Source organism: Streptomyces sp. NPDC059454 (assembly GCF_042749965.1).
In the GTDB taxonomy this organism is placed as follows: Bacteria; Actinomycetota; Actinomycetes; order Streptomycetales; family Streptomycetaceae; genus Streptomyces.
Genome location: NZ_JBHYVC010000039.1, coordinates 1 through 16704, shown reverse-complemented (window position 1 = coordinate 16704; position 16704 = coordinate 1). Strand labels below are relative to the sequence as shown.

12 protein-coding genes are annotated in these 16704 nt (G+C 72.4%); all 12 read left to right on the top strand.

Features of this window, described 5'->3' with window-relative positions:
• The first annotated feature begins 13 nt into the window (after positions 1 to 13).
• The 12 genes from ACFXAE_RS24085 (at position 14) to ACFXAE_RS24030 (ending at position 16603) form a co-directional block, all read left to right on the top strand.
• The gene (locus ACFXAE_RS24085; RefSeq protein WP_384718303.1) at positions 14 to 1054 is read left to right on the top strand and encodes a substrate-binding domain-containing protein; all 1041 of its coding nucleotides are present in this window, start codon (positions 14 to 16) and stop codon (positions 1052 to 1054) included.
• 79 nt (positions 1055 to 1133) lie between these two features.
• Positions 1134 to 2342 carry a Gfo/Idh/MocA family protein gene (locus tag ACFXAE_RS24080; protein ID WP_384718301.1) on the top strand — a complete coding sequence of 403 codons (1209 nt, stop codon included), beginning with the start codon at positions 1134 to 1136 and terminating at the stop codon, positions 2340 to 2342.
• A 15-nt stretch (positions 2343 to 2357) separates the two neighbouring features.
• Positions 2358 to 3356 carry a sugar phosphate isomerase/epimerase family protein gene (locus tag ACFXAE_RS24075; protein ID WP_384718299.1) on the top strand — a complete coding sequence of 333 codons (999 nt, stop codon included), beginning with the start codon at positions 2358 to 2360 and terminating at the stop codon, positions 3354 to 3356.
• A gap of 267 nt (positions 3357 to 3623) precedes the next feature.
• The gene (locus tag ACFXAE_RS24070; RefSeq protein WP_384718297.1) at positions 3624 to 7337 is read left to right on the top strand and encodes a ThuA domain-containing protein; all 3714 of its coding nucleotides are present in this window, start codon (positions 3624 to 3626) and stop codon (positions 7335 to 7337) included.
• 150 nt (positions 7338 to 7487) lie between these two features.
• Positions 7488 to 8651, top strand: coding sequence for an inositol-3-phosphate synthase (locus tag ACFXAE_RS24065; protein WP_384718296.1), 1164 nt, complete (start codon positions 7488 to 7490; stop codon positions 8649 to 8651).
• Positions 8652 to 8857: 206 nt separating this feature from the next.
• Positions 8858 to 9979, top strand: coding sequence for an SCO3242 family prenyltransferase (locus ACFXAE_RS24060; protein ID WP_384718386.1), 1122 nt, complete (start codon positions 8858 to 8860; stop codon positions 9977 to 9979).
• Between the two features lie 221 nt (positions 9980 to 10200).
• Complete coding sequence (locus tag ACFXAE_RS24055) at positions 10201 to 11124, top strand: sugar phosphate isomerase/epimerase family protein (protein ID WP_384718384.1); 924 nt, start codon at positions 10201 to 10203, stop codon at positions 11122 to 11124.
• Positions 11121 to 11861: an EboA domain-containing protein gene (locus ACFXAE_RS24050; protein WP_384718294.1), complete on the top strand. Its 741-nt coding sequence runs from the start codon at positions 11121 to 11123 to the stop codon at positions 11859 to 11861. Before ACFXAE_RS24055 ends, ACFXAE_RS24050 begins: the two co-directional genes overlap by 4 nt.
• Positions 11861 to 12751: a TatD family hydrolase gene (locus ACFXAE_RS24045; RefSeq protein ID WP_384718292.1), complete on the top strand. Its 891-nt coding sequence runs from the start codon at positions 11861 to 11863 to the stop codon at positions 12749 to 12751. The genes ACFXAE_RS24050 and ACFXAE_RS24045 overlap by 1 nt, the downstream gene beginning before the upstream one ends.
• A 3-nt stretch (positions 12752 to 12754) precedes the next feature.
• Complete coding sequence (gene eboE, locus ACFXAE_RS24040; protein WP_384718290.1) at positions 12755 to 13924, top strand: metabolite traffic protein EboE; 1170 nt, start codon at positions 12755 to 12757, stop codon at positions 13922 to 13924.
• A complete protein-coding gene (locus ACFXAE_RS24035) occupies positions 13921 to 15300 on the top strand; it encodes an alkaline phosphatase family protein (RefSeq protein ID WP_384718288.1) in 1380 nt (459 codons plus the stop codon). Before eboE ends, ACFXAE_RS24035 begins: the two co-directional genes overlap by 4 nt.
• 115 nt (positions 15301 to 15415) lie before the next feature.
• Entirely contained in the window at positions 15416 to 16603 is a 1188-nt protein-coding gene (locus ACFXAE_RS24030) for a sugar phosphate isomerase/epimerase family protein (protein WP_384718286.1), read from the top strand.
• Positions 16604 to 16704: the final 101 nt, after the last annotated feature.

The following is a 16704-nucleotide window of genomic DNA, read 5'->3' as shown; positions in this document are numbered from 1 at the left end:
GGGGTTCACCGCCATGCCAGAGTTCACCAGCCGCAGAGGTCTTCTCTTCGGAGCCGCCGCCGTGTCCGCCGGCGTCCTCGTCACCGGCTGCACCAGCAACGAGTCCAGCGACGACGAGCCCGCCGCGAACGACCAGCCGGCCGCCGACGACAAGCCCGGCAAGCCGGTCACCATCGGCTTCGCCGGACCGCAGGCCGACCACGGCTGGCTCAACGCCATCAACGACAACGCCAAGAAGCGGGCGGAGAAGTACTCCGACGTCACCCTGGAGATCACCGAGGGCTCCAACGACACCGCCCAGCAGATCGGCCAGATCGAGACCCTCATCAACAAGAAGGTCGACGTCCTGGTGATCCTGCCCGCCGACGGCAAGGCGCTCACCCAGGTCGGGCTGAAGGCGATGCGCGCCGGCATCCCGGTCGTCAACCTCGACCGGATCTTCAACACCCCGCAGGCGTACCGCTGCTGGGTCGGCGGCGACAACTACGGCATGGGCCTGAACGCCGGTCACTACATCGGTGAGAAGCTCAAGGACAAGCAGGGCGCCAAGGTCGTCGAGCTGGCCGGCCTGGACAACCTGGAGCTGACCAAGCAGCGCACCCAGGGCTTCGACGACGCGCTGAAGAACTACCCCAACATCAAGAAGGTGGCCCGGCAGGCGGCCGAGTTCACCGTCGAGTCCGGCCAGGCCAAGATGGCCCAGCTGCTCCAGGCGCAGTCGCAGATCGACGCGCTGTGGAACCACGACGACGACCAGGGCGTGGGCGCGCTGCGCGCCATCGAGCAGGCCGGGCGCGACGAGTTCCTGATGGTGGGCGGCGCGGGCGCGCTCGCCGCCTTCGAGGCCATCAAGGCCGACAACGGTGTCCTGAAGGCCACCGTCCTGTACCCGCCGACGATGGCCGCCTCCGCGATCGACCTGGCCCGCGCCCTCGGCCAGGGCAAGGGCGTCGGCGGCCTCGCCGAGTTCGAGATCCCCTCGTCGGTGACCTGCTACTCGGCCGTCGTCGACAAGGAGAACGTGGACCAGTACATGCCCACCGGCTTCAAGTGAGGAGCCCCGCCCCACGGGCCTGACCAGCCCCCGGGCGGGGGCCGCCCCCGCCCGCCACGACGACGAGGAGGACATCCGAATGGCACAGCCGCAAGCGTCCGACGGGGCGGAGACGGGGAAGCCACCGCTGCGCATCGGCATGGTCGGTTACGCCTTCATGGGCGCCGCCCACTCCCAGGGCTGGCGCACCGCGGGCCGCGTCTTCGACCTGCCGCTGACTCCCGACATGGCCGTGATCTGCGGCCGGGACGCCGACGCCGTGCGCGCGGCGGCCGACCGGCACGGCTGGGCGGAGACCGAGACGGACTGGCGCGCCCTCGTCGAACGGGACGACGTCGACCTCGTCGACATCTGCACCCCCGGCGACAGCCACGCCGAGATCGCGCTCGCCGCGCTCGCCGCGGGCAAGCACGTGCTGTGCGAAAAGCCCCTCGCCAACACCGTCGCGGAGGCCGAGGCGATGACCCGCGCCGCCGAAGAGGCGGCGGCGCGGGGACAGTTGGCGATGGTCGGCTTCAACTACCGCCGGGTTCCCGCGACCGAGCTGGCCCGGCGGATGGTGGCCGAGGGCCGGATCGGGACACTGCGGCACGTGCGGGTCGCGTATCTGCAGGACTGGTTGGTGGACCCGCAGTTCCCGCTGACCTGGCGGCTGCGCCGCGAACACGCGGGCTCCGGCTCGCTCGGCGACCTCGGCGCGCACATCGTCGACCTGGCGCAGTACCTGGCCGGCGAGCAGCTGGCGGGCGTCTCCGCGCTCACCGAGACGTTCGTACGGGAGCGGCCGCTGCCCACCGCTCCCAGTGCCGGTCTGGCCTCCGTCTCCGCCGCCGGCACCGGTCGGGTCACCGTCGACGACGCCGCCCTGTTCACGGGCCGCTTCGCCTCCGGTGCCCTCGCCTCCTTCGAGGCCACCCGGTACGCCACCGGACGCAAGAACGCCCTGCGCATCGAACTCAACGGCGAGCGCGGCTCGCTCGCCTTCGATCTGGAGCGGCTCAACGAGCTGGAGTTCCACGACGGCACCGAGCCCGGCACACACGCCGGCTTCCGCCGCATCCTCGTCACCGAACCCGACCACCCCTACCTCGAGGCATGGTGGCCGCCGGGCCACGGCCTCGGCTACGAGCACACCTTCGTGCACCAGGCGCGCGACCTGGTCCACGCGATCGCCGGGGGCCGGGGCCCCGAACCCTCCTTCGCCGACGGGCTCCAGGTGCAGCGCGTCCTGGCGGCGGTGGAGGAGAGCGCCGAGAAGAACTCCGTCTACACACCGATAGCCGCCTGAGGAGGAAGGACAGAGATGCCGCGCAACTTCACGCTGTTCACCGGCCAGTGGGCGGACCTGCCGCTGGAGGAGGTCTGCCGACTCGCCCGCGACTTCGGCTACGACGGCCTCGAACTCGCCTGCTGGGGCGATCACTTCGAGGTGGACAAGGCGATCGCCGATCCGGCGTATGTCGCCGGCCGCCACCAGCTCCTGGAGAAGTACGGCCTGAAGTGCTGGGCGATCTCCAACCACCTGGTGGGGCAGGCGGTGTGCGACGCCATCATCGACGAACGCCACCGGGCGATCCTGCCCGCCCGCATCTGGGGTGACGGCGAGGCCGAGGGCGTACGGCAGCGGGCCGCCGCCGAGATCAAGGACACCGCGCGCGCCGCGGCCCTCCTCGGCGTCGACACCGTCATCGGCTTCACCGGCTCGGCCATCTGGCACCTGGTCGCCATGTTCCCGCCCGCTCCCGAGTCGATGATCGAGCGCGGCTACGAGGACTTCGCCGAGCGGTGGAACCCGATCCTGGACGTCTTCGACGCCGAGGGCGTGCGCTTCGCGCACGAGGTCCACCCCAGCGAGATCGCCTACGACTACTGGACGACCGTACGCGCCCTGGACGCGGTCGGCCGCCGGCCGGCCTTCGGCCTCAACTTCGATCCCTCCCACTTCGTGTGGCAGGACCTCGACCCGGTCGGTTTCCTCCTGGACTTCCGCGACCGGATCTACCACGTCGACTGCAAGGAGGCCCGCAAGCGGCTCGACGGCCGCAACGGCCGCCTCGGCTCCCACCTGCCGTGGGGCGACCCCCGGCGCGGCTGGGACTTCGTCTCCGCAGGTCACGGGGACGTCCCCTGGGAGGACGTCTTCCGCGTGCTGCGCTCCATCGACTACCGGGGTCCGGTCTCCGTCGAGTGGGAGGACGCCGGCATGGACCGCCTCCAGGGCGCCCCCGAGGCGCTGAACCGCCTGAAGGCCTTCGACTTCGAGCCGCCCAGCACCTCCTTCGACGCCGCGTTCAACAGCTGATCCGCGCCCGGCGCAGGTCGGGGACGAGGGCCGGAGCACCCGCCGGCCCTCGGATCCGGCCTGCCCGGATCCCGCTTTGTCCTGAGTTGGGGAAAAGTTCAACCAGTCCCGTTCCAAGGGGTGTTCGCCCCGGAAGAACGCGGTTACCGTCCCTGAAGTGTTCAGGACACTCATGCCTCCGGGGTGACGGTGTACCCCGGCGCCCGCACGCACCACACGTCTTCGCACCTGTTCCGTACGGCTCCACCCCGTTCTCGGAGGGACTTCGTGCACAGAAGCAGACTCACATCCACCCACGCCACGAGGCGTCCCAAGCTTCGCACCACGCTCGCCCTGTTCACCGGCCTGCTGCTGGCCGTGGGCACCCCGGCGACCGTGGCCGGCGCCCACCCCGGCCACCCGGAACACGACGAACCGGCCGCCGCCGAGGGACAGTTCCAGCAGGTACCGCTCGCCAAGGGCGAACCCGAGACGGGCGAGCCGATGTCGCTCGCCGTGCTCCCGGACCGCAGCGTCCTGCACACCGCACGCGACGGCACACTGCGCCTCACCGACCAGGGCGGCGTCACCAAGGTCGCCGGCAAGATTCCCGTCTACAGCCATGACGAGGAGGGCCTGCAGGGCGTCGGTATCGACCCGGACTTCGCGAACAACCGGGCGATCTACCTCTACTACGCCCCGCCGCTCGACACCCCCGCGGGCGACGCCCCGGAGACCGGCACCGCCGAGGACTTCAAGAAGTTCGACGGCGTCAACCGCCTCTCCCGCTTCGTCCTCAACCCCAACGGCACGCTGAACCTGGCCAGCGAGAAGAAGGTCCTGGACGTCGCGGCCTCCCGCGGCACCTGCTGCCACGTCGGCGGCGACATCGACTTCGACGCCGAGGGCAACCTCTACCTGTCCACCGGCGACGACACCAACCCCTTCGCCTCCGACGGCTTCACGCCGATCGACGAGCGGGCGAACCGCAACCCGGCCTTCGACGCCCGCCGCAGCTCAGGCAACACCAACGACCTGCGCGGCAAGATCCTGCGCATCAAGGTCGCCGAGGACGGCTCGTACACCGTCCCGGAGGGCAACCTCTTCGCCCCGGGCACCGAGAAGACCCGTCCCGAGATCTACGCGATGGGCTTCCGCAACCCGTTCCGGATGAGCGTCGACGACAAGACCGGCACCGTCTACGTCGGCGACTACGGCCCCGACGCCGGCGCCGCCGACCCGAACCGGGGTCCCGCGGGACAGGTCGAGTTCGCCAAGGTCACCGAGGCCGCCAACTTCGGCTGGCCGTTCTGCACCGGGAACAACGACGCCTACGTCGACTACGACTTCGCCACCGGTGCCTCCGGCGAGAAGTTCGACTGCGCCGCCCCGAAGAACACCTCCCCGCACAACACCGGCCTCGTCGACCTGCCGCCCGCGCAGGCCGCGTGGATCCCGTACGACGGCGGCTCCGTACCCGAGTTCGGCAGCGGCTCCGAGTCCCCGATGGCGGGCCCGGTCTACCGCTACGACCCCGAGCTCGAGTCCTCGGTGAAGTTCCCCGAGGCCTACGACGGTGACTTCTTCGCGGGTGAGTTCGGCCGCCGCTGGATCAAGCGGATCGAGCAGAACGGGGACGGCACGGTCGCGAAGATCAACGACTTCCCGTGGACCGGCACCCAGATCATGGACATGGAGTTCGGCCCCGACGGCGCGCTCTACGTCCTGGACTACGGCGTCTCCTGGTTCCAGGGCGACGAGCACTCCGCGCTGTACCGGATCGAGAACGCCGAGGACGGCTTCTCCCCGATCGCCGAGGTCAGCGCGGACAGGACGTCCGGCGCGGCCGGTCTGAGGGTCAAATTCACCGGCACCGCCAAGGACGCCGACTCCCCGGACCTCACCTACAGCTGGGACTTCGGCGACGGAACCAAGGGCGAAGGGCTCACCCCCACCCACCGGTACAAGAAGGTGGGCACCTACACCGCGACCTTCACGGCGAAGGACCCCGAGGGCAACACCGGTAACGCCAGCACCCGGATCGTGGTCGGCAACACCGAGCCGACGGTGAAGATCGAGGTGCCGGGCAACGGCAGCCTGGCCGCCTTCGGCGAGCCCGTCCCGTTCAAGGTGACCGTCACCGACCCCGAGGAGACCATCGACTGCTCCAAGGTCAAGGTCACCTACAGCCTCGGCCACGATTCCCACGCCCACGAGCTGACCAGCGAGATGGGCTGTGAGGGCACCCTCAAGCCGCCCGCCGGCGACGGCGGTCACGACCCCAACGCCAACATCTACGGCGTCGTCGGCGCCAGTTACACGGACGGCGGGGCGAACGGCCAGGAGGCCCTGACCGGCACCGCCCGCACCGTGCTCCAGCCGCTGCACCGCCAGGCCGAGCACTTCTCCGCCCAGCAGGGCGTGTCGGTGATCGACAAGACCGGCGCCAACGGCGGCAAGACCGTCGGTGACATCGACGACGGTGACTGGATCTCCTTCAGCCCCTACCGGTTCAAGGGCCAGAAGAAGATGACCGTACGGGCCTCCTCCGGCGGCTCCGGCGGCTTCGTCGAGCTGCGCACCGGCTCGCCCACCGGCAAGCTGCACGGCTCGGCGTACATCCCGCCGACCGGCGGCTGGGAGACGTTCCAGAACGTCGACGTGCCGCTGCGGTCGCTGCCGAAGAAGACCACGGAGATCTACCTGGTCTTCCGGGGCGGCGAGGGCGCGCTGTACGACGTGGACGACTTCGAGTTCTCCACCGAGCCGTTCAAGAAGGGCAAGAAGGTCCTGGTCTTCTCCAAGACGGCGGGCTTCCGGCACGACTCCATCCCGGAGGGCGTCGCCGCGCTGAAGGAGCTGGGTGCCCCGGCCGGCATCTCGGTCACGGCGACCGAGGAGGCCCGGCAGTTCACCACCACCAACCTCGCCAAGTACGACGCGGTGGCCTTCCTGTCGACCACCGGTGACGTGCTCGACGCCGACCAGCAGAAGGCGTTCGAGAACTACGTCAAGAACGGCGGCGGCTACCTGGGCATCCACGCCGCCGCCGACACCGAGTACGACTGGGAGTTCTACGGCGGCCTCGTCGGCGCCCACTTCGACTCGCACCCGGCCATCCAGAAGGCCACCGTGCGCGTCCACGACCACGACCACCCGTCCACCGCGCACCTGGACGACGCGTGGGAGCGCACCGACGAGTGGTACAACTACCGCACCAACCCGCGCGAGCAGGCCAAGGTCCTCGCCACCCTCGACGAGACAACCTACCAGGGCGGCACCATGAAGGGCGACCACCCGATCGCCTGGTGCCAGAGCTACGGCGGCGGCCGGTCCTTCTACACCGGCGGCGGCCACACCAAGGAGTCGTACGCCGAGGAGGCCTTCCGCACCCATCTGCTCGGCGGCCTGCAGTACGCCACCGGCCAGGTGAAGGCGGACTGCAAGCCGGACAAGGGCTACCGGGACATCTTCAACGGCCGGACCCTGGACGGCTGGAAGCAGGCCGGCCCCGGAAAGTTCGACGTCAAGGACGGCACCCTGGTGTCCGAGGGCGGCATGGGCCTGCTCTGGTACCAGGCCAAGGAGCTGAAGTCGTACTCCCTCAAGCTCGACTGGAAGATGCGGGGCGACGACAACTCCGGGATCTTCGTGGGCTTCCCGGCCTCCGACGACCCCTGGTCCGCGGTGAACAAGGGCTACGAGATCCAGATCGACGCCACGGACGCGGCCGACCGCACCACGGGCTCCGTCTACTCGTTCAAGTCGGCGGACATCAAGGCCCGTGACCAGGTCCTGCGGCCGCCCGGCCAGTGGAACTCCTACGAGATCAAGGTCCAGGGCGAACGCCTCCAGGTGTTCCTCAACGGAGTCAAGATCAACGACTTCACCAACAAGGACCCCGAGCGGAGCCTGACCGACGGCTACATCGGCCTGCAGAACCACGGCGCCGCCGACCAGGTCTCCTTCCGCGACATCCAGCTGAAGGAACTGCCCTCCTAGGGCGAACCGCCCCCTGAGGGGCAACCGGAACGGCGGCGGGCGGAGGACGCCGGACCTCCGCCCGCCGTCCCGCCGGGCCCCCGCGCCCGGCACCCCGCTCGTCCCCTTCCGGCGCTCGCACCGGGTTCGCGTACGACAAGGAGGCTGCCCATGTCCGCCGAACCGTTCCTCCCCACCCCCTCCCCGGCCCCCCGCTTCGGCGTCTGGCTCATCGGGGCGCGCGGATCCGTCGCCACGACCGCGATCGCGGGCTGCGCCGCCGTCGCCGCCGGGCTCCACCCGCCGACCGGCATGGTCACCGAGGCCCCCGACTTCACCTCCTGCGGTCTGCCCCCGCTGTCGTCCCTCGTCTTCGGCGGTCACGACACCGTCGACTGCCCGCTGCCCAAGCGTGCCGAGCACCTGGCCGACGGCGGCGTCCTGCCGTACGGTCTGCCGTCCGCCGTGCACGCCGAACTCGTCGCCGCCGACCGGGAGATCAGGCCCGGCGGCCCCCCGCCCGGTGACACCGGCCGCACCCAGGACCAGTGGATCGACGTGTTCGCGGCCGACATCCGCGACTTCGTGCGCCGCCAGGACCTCGCGGGCGCCGTCGTGATCAACGTCGCCTCCACCGAGCCGGCCCCCACCGACGGCTCCCTGCCGCCCAGCTCCCTCTACGCGGCGGCCGCCCTGCGCGCCGGCTGCCCCTACGTCAACTTCACCCCGTCCACGGGCCTGCACCACCCGGCGCTGGCCCCGCTCGCCGCGTCCTCGGGCCTGCCGTACGCGGGCCGCGACGGCAAGACCGGACAGACCCTGCTGCGCTCCGTGCTCGGCCCGATGTTCCTGCAGCGCGCCCTCGCCGTGCGCGCCTGGTCCGGCACGAACCTCCTGGGCGGCGGTGACGGCGCCGCCCTCGCCGACCCCGCTGCCGCCGCCGCCAAGAACGCCGGCAAGGAACGCGTCCTCGCCGACACCCTCGGCGCCGCCCCCGAGGGCGAGGTCCACATCGACGACGTACCGGCTCTCGGCGACTGGAAGACGGCCTGGGACCACATCGCCTTCGACGGCTTCCTCGGCGCCCGCATGGTCCTGCAGACCACCTGGCAGGGCTGCGACTCGGCCCTTGCCGCCCCGCTCGTCCTCGACCTGGCCCGGCTGGTCGCCCGCGCCCGGGAGAAGGGCCTGACCGGCCCGCTGAGCGAGCTGGGCTTCTACTTCAAGGACCCGGTCGGGGACGGCCCGGCGTCCCTGGCCGAGCAGTACACGGAGCTGAGGCGCTTCGCCGGGCGGCTGCGGGCCGACACCGACGCACGCGGGGCGCAGCGATGAGCCGCACGGTGCCGGGCGCCCAGGACATGCCCGCACGGGGCGAGCCTGCGCAGGACACGGCCGTGCAGGACACAGCCGTGCAGGACATGTGCGCGCAGGACACGGCCGTGCAGGACACAGCCGTGCAGGACATGTGCGCGCAGGACACGGCCGTGCAGGACACAGCCGTGCAGGACATGTGCGTGCACGACACGGCCGGGCAGGACATGTGCGTGCAGGACACGCCCGCGCAGGCAGGGGTCGCGCTGGACACGGCCGCGCAGGCTGGGCCCGTGCGAGGCACCCCCGTACGAGGCACCCCCGCGCAGGGCGGCTTCGCGCCGGCAGACGGCCCGGCCCCCGGGGACGCTGTCGTGTCCTCCGGCGGCGCCGCGTCCCGCACCGCCCGCGCGGGCGCGTGGGCGGAACTACTGCGGCTGCCCGCGCTGTTCACCGTCCCCGGCGACGCCCTGGCCGGCGCGGCGGCGGCCGGTGTACGCCCCGGCCCGCGGACCCTGCTCGCGATCGGCTCCTCCCTGTGTCTGTACGAGGCCGGCATGGCCCTCAACGACTGGGCGGACCGCGCCGAGGACGCCGCGGAGCGCCCGCACCGCCCGCTGCCGTCCGGCCGCATCCGGCCGGCCGCCGCCCTCACCGCCGCCGGTGCCCTCACCGGCGCCGGACTGGCGCTCGCCGCCCGTGCGGGACAGCCCGCCCTCGCGGTGGCCGCGCCCCTGGCGGCAACCGTCTGGGCCTACGACCTCGCCCTGAAGCACACGCCCGCCGGTCCCGCGGCCATGGCCGCCGCCCGCGGACTCGACCTGCTCCTGGGCGCCGCGGCCACCGGCGGCGGCACCCGCGCCGCACTGCCCTCCGCCGCGCTGCTCGGCAGCCACACCCTCGCGGTCACGGCCGTGTCCCGCCGGGAGACCACCGGCGGCTCGGCCCTGGCCCCGCTGGCGGCCCTCGCGACGACGGGGGTGCTGACCCGGTTGGTCACCCACCGCCGCACCCGACTCCCGGCAGGCCGGTGGGCAGCAGCCGCCCCCGGCCTGCCGGGCTCCAACCCGGGTGAGGGAACGCCCCGGGCCGCCGGCGCCCTCGCCACCGCCCTGGGCGCCGCCTACGCCGCCACGGCCGCCCGCCCCTACGTCCACGCCGCGCTCAACCCGTCGCCCCCGCTCACCCAACGCGCCGTCGGCGGCGGCATCCGGGCCACCGTCCCGCTCCAGGCCGCACTCGCCGCCCGTTCCGGCGCGATCGCCACCTCCCTCCTGGTCGCGGCCCTCGCCCCGGCCGGCCGGATGTTCGCGAGGAGGGCCGGTATGAGGAAGGTGAGCATCACGTGAGCCCGAACCCGAGCCGGGGCGCGAACCCGGACGCCTCCGGGGACGGTCGTGTCCCGGTCCCGGTCCCGGCCCCGGAGGCCGGCAGGGACGGTCCGGCCCCGGAGGCGAGCCGGGAGGTGGACGGCCGTCCGGCCCGGCACGTGAGCCGGGAGGGGAGCGGGGACGGTCAGGGCCCGGGCTGGGACACGAGCCGAGCCGCACGCGCGGACGGGGCCCGGGACGTGAACCGGTGCGCCCGTACCCCCCTCCGCTTCGGCTACGGCACCAACGGCCTCGCCGACCTCCGCCTCGACGACGCCCTCGCCCTCCTCGCCGACCTCGGCTACGACGGCGTGGGCCTGACCCTCGACCACATGCACCTCGACCCGCTCGCCCCGGACCTCGCCGCCCGCACCCGCCGGGTCGCGCACCGGCTGGACGAGCTCGGGCTCGGCGTCACCGTGGAGACCGGCGCCCGCTACGTGCTCGACCCCCGTCGCAAGCACGGCCCGTCGCTGCTGGACGCCGACCCGGACGACCGCGCCCGCCGCGTCGACCTCCTCCTGCGGGCGGTCCGCGTCGCCGCCGACCTCGGCGCGCACGCCGTGCACTGCTTCAGCGGGATCGTCCCCGACGGCACCGACGAGGACACCGCCTGGAAACGCCTCGCCGAGACCCTCGCCCCCGTCCTGGACGCCGCCACCACCGCCGGCGTCCCCCTCGCCGTCGAACCCGAACCCGGCCACCTCCTCGCCACCCTCGCCGACTTCCACCACCTGCGCCGCACGCTCGGCGACCCCGAGCCCCTCGGCCTCACCCTGGACATCGGCCACTGCCAGTGCCTCGAACCCCTCCCGCCCGCCGACTGCGTACGCGACGCCGCCCCCTGGCTGCGCCACGTCCAGATCGAGGACATGCGCCGAGGCGTCCACGAACACCTCCCCTTCGGCGACGGCGAGATCGACTTCCCGCCCGTCCTCGCGGCCCTCGCCGACACCGGCTACCAAGGGCTGACGGTTGTCGAACTGCCCCGCCACTCCCACGCCGGCCCCCACTTCGCCGCCCACTCCCTCCCGTTCCTCCGCCACGCCGCCCCTTCCGTTCCCGTCCCCGTCCCCTCGCACGGCGATCCCTCCGCCACCCCCGAAGGGAGTAGAACCCCATGACCCGCCCCCGTGCCACCCCGGCCACCCCGGAGGCAGACACCACCGGCGGACCGGCGGCCTCCGGTGACGGCACCACCCTCGCCCTCACCCCGCCCGCCGAACTGCGCCGCCGCCTCGACGACCGGCTGGGCGGAGCCGCCCGCGCCTGGCTCGACCAGGCCCTGGACGAGGCCGCCGCCCACCCCGGCGCCCACGGGCCCATCTCCGTGTGGGAGCTGCGCCTGGCCGAGGCCGGCCGCCGCTGCGGCCCCGCCCACGCCGACGCCGCCCGCGTCCTCATCCTGCACGCGGCCCACGCCGACGCCGACGCCCTGAACCGGGTCTACTTCCAGGGCACCGCAGACGAACGCCGGGCTGTCCTGCACGCCCTGCCGCACCTCGTGCCCGACGGCCCCGACGCCCTCCCGTTCGTCGAGGACGCCCTGCGCACCAACGACACCCGGCTCGTCGCCGCCGCACTCGGCCCCTACGCCGCCCGGCACCTGGACGCCCACGCCTGGCGGCACGCGGTCCTGAAGTGCCTGTTCACCGGCGTCGGCCTCGACCACGTGGCGGACCTGGCCCGGCGCGCCCGGGGCGACGGCGAACTCGCCCGCATGCTCGGCGACTACGCCGCGGAACGCACCGCCGCGGGCCGCCCCGTCCCCGAGGACCTGCACCGCGTCCTGGCCCTGACCGAGTCCGCCCCCGCCACCCCGCCGCACGGCTCGGACGACCCCCACGGCAAGGAGTCCTGATGCGCATCTTCGACCCCCACATCCACATGACGTCGCGCACCACCGACGACTACGAGGCCATGTACGCCGCGGGCGTCCGCGCCGTCGTCGAACCCTCCTTCTGGCTCGGCCAGCCCCGCACCTCCCCGGCCTCCTTCCTCGACTACTTCGACGCCCTCCTCGGCTGGGAACCCTTCCGCGCCGCCCAGTACGGCATCGCCCACCACTGCACGCTCGCCCTCAACCCCAAGGAGGCGAACGACCCGCGCTGCACGCCCGTCCTCGACGCGCTGCCCCGGTATCTCGTCAAGGACAACGTGGTGGCCGTCGGCGAGATCGGCTACGACTCCATGACCCCCGCCGAGGACACCGCCCTCGCCGCCCAGCTCCAGCTCGCCGCCGACCACGGCCTGCCCGCCCTGGTGCACACCCCGCACCGCGACAAGCTCGCAGGACTGCGCCGCACCCTGGACGTGGTCCGCGAGTCCGCGCTGCCCGCCGACCGCGTCCTGGTCGACCACCTCAACGAGACCACCGTCAAGGAGGCCAAGGACAGCGGCGCCTGGCTCGGCTTCTCCGTCTACCCGGACACCAAGATGGACGAGGAACGGATGGTCGCCATCCTGCGCGCCCACGGCCCCGAGCAGGTCCTGGTGAACTCCGCCGCCGACTGGGGGAAGAGCGATCCGCTCAAGACGCGCAAGGTCGCCGACCTGATGCTCGCCGAGGGCTTCACCGAGGACGACGTCGACCGGGTGCTGTGGCGCAACCCCGTCGCCTTCTACGGGCTCAGCGGCCGCCTGAACCTCGACGTCGACGCCACCGACGCCACCCACGAGGGCAACTCCGTCCTGCGCGGCGCACCGAGGGACGAGCCCCAGCCGGCCGGCGCCCCCGCCGCGGAGGCGTGAGCCATGCGCTTCCGCCACCCCGACGGCTCCACCGTCCACCTCGCCTACTGCACCAACGTGCACCCCGCCGAGACCCTGGACGGTGTCCTCGCCCAGCTCCGTGACCACTGCGAGCCGGTCCGCCGCCGTCTCGGCCGGGACAGGCTCGGCATCGGCCTGTGGCTCGCCAAGGACGCCGCGCACGCCCTCGTCACCGACCCCGCCGCCCTGCGCGGACTGCGCTGCGAACTCGAACGGCGCGGCCTTGAGGTCGTCACCCTCAACGGCTTCCCCTACGAGGGCTTCGGCGCCGAAGAGGTCAAGTACCGCGTCTACACACCGGACTGGGCCGACCCGGAGCGCCTGGAGCACACCACCTCCCTGGCCCGCGTCCTCGCCGGACTCCTCCCCGACGACGTCACCGAGGGCAGCATCTCCACCCTGCCCCTCGCCTGGCGCACCGCCTACGACGAGCAGCGCGCACAGACGGCCCGCACCGCCCTGCGCACCCTCGCCGAACGCCTGGACGCCCTCGAAGAGCTGACCGGACGCTCCATCCGCGTCGCCCTGGAACCGGAACCCGGCTGCGTCGTCGAGACCACCCGTGACGCCATCGCCCCGCTCACCGCGATCGCCCACGACCGCGTCGGCATCTGTGTCGACACCTGCCACCTCGCCACCTCCTTCGAAGACCCGCACACCGCCCTGGACGACCTCACCCGGGCCGGTGTGCCCGTGGTCAAGTCCCAGCTCTCCGCCGCCCTGCACGCCGAGCAGCCCCACCTCCCCGAGGTCCGCGAGGCCCTGGCCGCCTTCGCCGAACCCCGCTTCCTGCACCAGACCCGCACCTCCACCCTCGCCGGCCTGCGCGGCACCGACGACCTCGACGAGGCCCTGGCCGGCGACGCCCTGCCCGACGCGGCACCCTGGCGCTCCCACTTCCACGTCCCGCTGCACGCGGCCCCCGCCGCGCCCCTCACCTCCACGCTGCCCGTCCTGAAGTCCGCCCTGACCGGGCTCGTCGGCGGCCCGCACCCGCTCACCCGCCACCTCGAGGTCGAGACCTACACCTGGCAGGCCCTCCCGACCGAGCTGCGCCCCCGCGGACGCACCCAGCTCGCCGACGGCATCGCCGCCGAACTCACCCTGGCCCGCGACCTCCTGACGGACCTCGGCCTGAAGGAACTCCCATGAGCGACCCCACCCCCCTTCTCGTCCTCGACGTCGTGGGCCTCACCCCCCGTCTTCTCGACCACATGCCCCACCTCAAGAGGCTCGGACAGTCCGGCTCCCGCGCCCCGCTCGGCACCGTCCTGCCCGCCGTGACCTGCGCCGCCCAGTCCACCTTCCTCACCGGCACCATGCCCTCGGAGCACGGCATCGTCGGCAACGGCTGGTACTTCCGCGAGCTCGGCGACGTACTGCTGTGGCGGCAGCACAACGGCCTCGTCGCCGGCGACAAGCTCTGGGACGCAGCCCGCCGCGCCCACCCCGGCTACACCGTGGCCAACATCTGCTGGTGGTACGCCATGGGCGCCGACACCGACATCACCGTCACCCCCCGCCCCGTCTACTACGCCGATGGCCGCAAGGAACCCGACTGCTACACCCGGCCGCCGACCCTGCACGACGAACTCACCGACAAGTTCGGCACCTTCCCCCTGTTCCACTTCTGGGGCCCCGGCGCCGACCTGGTCTCCAGCCAGTGGATCATCGACGCCACCCGCCACATCATGCGCACCCGCCACCCCGACCTGACCCTGTGCTACCTCCCTCATCTCGACTACGACCTGCAGCGCTTCGGCCCCGACGACCCGCGCTCCCTGAAGGCGGCCGCCGACCTCGACGCCGCCGTCGCCCCGCTGCTGGACGACGCCCGCGCCGAGGGCCGTACCGTCGTTGCCCTGTCCGAGTACGGCATCACCCGCGTGAACCGGCCCGTGGACATCAACCGGGCCCTGCGCCGCGCGGGCCTCCTGGAGGTGCACACCCAGGACGGCATGGAGTACCTCGACCCGATGGCCTCCCGCGCCTTCGCGGTCGCCGACCACCAGCTCGCCCACGTCTACGTGCGCCGCCCCGAGGACCTCGACGCCACCCGCGCCGCCCTCGACGGACTGCCCGGCATCGAGCACCTCCTCGACGACGAGGGCAAGAAGACCCACCACCTCGACCACCCGCGCGCCGGCGAACTCGTCGCCGTCGCCGAACCCGACGCCTGGTTCACGTACTACTACTGGCTCGACGACGACCACGCGCCCGACTTCGCGCAGCTCGTCGAGATCCACCGCAAACCCGGCTACGACCCGGTCGAACTCTTCATGGATCCCCTCGACCCCTATGTCAAGGTCAAGGCGGCCACCGCACTGGCGCGCAAGAAACTCGGCATGCGCTACCGCATGGCGGTCGTGCCCCTGGACCCCTCACCTATTCGCGGCAGCCACGGCCGCCTCCCCGCGAGCGACGACGACGGTCCGCTCCTCATCTGCTCCACCCCCCGTGCTGTCGGAGACCGCGTCGCGGCCACCGACGTCAAGCAACTCCTGCTCCGGCTCGCCGGACTCGGCTGACGCACCAGCAGGTACGGCACCCGAGATCCGACTACCGAGAGTGAAACACACGGCACTGACAACGGCCGGCCCCGGCGGGACCGGAGCCGGCCACGACCGAGAAGGCAGGCCACTCGTGACCCCGTACTCCGACCCTTCACGCACCGAAGCCGCCGACGCCCCCGACGAGGGACTGCGCCGCACCCTCGGTGTGGACCGGCGCCGTTTCCTCAGCACCTGCACCGCCGTGGCGGCCGGAGCCGTCGCGGCCCCCGTCTTCGGCGCCGCCCCCGCCCTCGCCCACGACCGGGGCAGAGACCACGGACACGGACACGGGCGCGGGCAGGTGCTCGTCCCGCCGCACAAGCGCGGCATCATCCTCTACACCGTCCGTGACGCCACCGCCCGCGATCCGCTCGCCACGGACCTGCCCTCCGGCTTCCGCGAGGTGTTCAAGCAGCTGGCCCGCCACGGCTACCGCCAGGTGGAGTTCGCCGGCTACCGCCAGCACGCGAACGCGCCCGGCGGCGCCGACCTGGAAACCGTCGAGGGCGCCAGGCTGCTGCGCCGCTGGCTCGACGACCACGGGCTGCGCGCCCAGGGCAACCACGGCTTCATCCCGCCGTCCTGGCCGCTGACCACCGCGGACCTGGACACCTTCAAGAAGCACCTGGAGATCGCCAACATCATCGGCATGGACCACATGGGCACCGGCGGCGACCCCACCGGCAGTTCCTACCGCGCCGACTGGGACGTGGCCGCCGACAAGTGGAACGCCCTCGGCGCGATCGCCCGCCGCGAGGGCATCAAGCTCTACACCCACAACCACGACAGCGCCTACGGCTTCCTGCTCGACGGCGGCCCGCGGGACGACCAGGGCCGGCCGACCCGCAGTTCCGGCATCCGGAAGCTGGAGTACTTCCTGAAGGTCACCGACCCGAGGGCGGTCTGGCTGGAGATGGACATCTTCTGGGCGCACGTCGCCCAGTACAAGTTCCACACGTACACCGCCCACGACGGCTCGACCAGGAAGAGCGTCTTCGACCCGGCCGGTCTGGTCGCCCGCAACAACAAGCGCTACCCGCTGTTCCACGCCAAGGACGGCGTCGTCAGCACGACCAACGGCATGGGCTACGACATGGTGCCCTTCGGGACCGGCGTCATCGACTACACGACGTTCTTCTCGCGGGTCGGTGAGCGGAACTACCACAACCCGATGGTCGAGGACGACAACTCCCCGAGCGCCACCGATCCCGCGCAGTCGCTGCGGGAGGCCAAGATCAGTTACGACAACATGGCGGCCCTGCGCAAGCGGCGCCGCTGACCCGGAACACGGACCGGGCGGCCCGGTGGCTGCAGGAACAGCGCCACGAATCCGGCGAAGATCGAGATGCAGCCGGCCAGGGTGAAGGCGCCGTTGTAGCC

What these genes read in the sequence shown, in the direction of transcription:
- ACFXAE_RS24085 (WP_384718303.1), top strand. Translation starts at nt 14, where the DNA reads ATGCCAGAGTTCACCAGCCGCAGAGGTCTTCTCTTCGGAGCCGCCGCC.
- ACFXAE_RS24080 (WP_384718301.1), top strand. Translation starts at nt 1,134, where the DNA reads ATGGCACAGCCGCAAGCGTCCGACGGGGCGGAGACGGGGAAGCCACCG.
- ACFXAE_RS24075 (WP_384718299.1), top strand. Translation starts at nt 2,358, where the DNA reads ATGCCGCGCAACTTCACGCTGTTCACCGGCCAGTGGGCGGACCTGCCG.
- ACFXAE_RS24065 (WP_384718296.1), top strand. Translation starts at nt 7,488, where the DNA reads ATGTCCGCCGAACCGTTCCTCCCCACCCCCTCCCCGGCCCCCCGCTTC.
- ACFXAE_RS24060 (WP_384718386.1), top strand. Translation starts at nt 8,858, where the DNA reads ATGTGCGTGCAGGACACGCCCGCGCAGGCAGGGGTCGCGCTGGACACG.
- ACFXAE_RS24050 (WP_384718294.1), top strand. Translation starts at nt 11,121, where the DNA reads ATGACCCGCCCCCGTGCCACCCCGGCCACCCCGGAGGCAGACACCACC.
- ACFXAE_RS24045 (WP_384718292.1), top strand. Translation starts at nt 11,861, where the DNA reads ATGCGCATCTTCGACCCCCACATCCACATGACGTCGCGCACCACCGAC.
- eboE (WP_384718290.1), top strand. Translation starts at nt 12,755, where the DNA reads ATGCGCTTCCGCCACCCCGACGGCTCCACCGTCCACCTCGCCTACTGC.
- ACFXAE_RS24035 (WP_384718288.1), top strand. Translation starts at nt 13,921, where the DNA reads ATGAGCGACCCCACCCCCCTTCTCGTCCTCGACGTCGTGGGCCTCACC.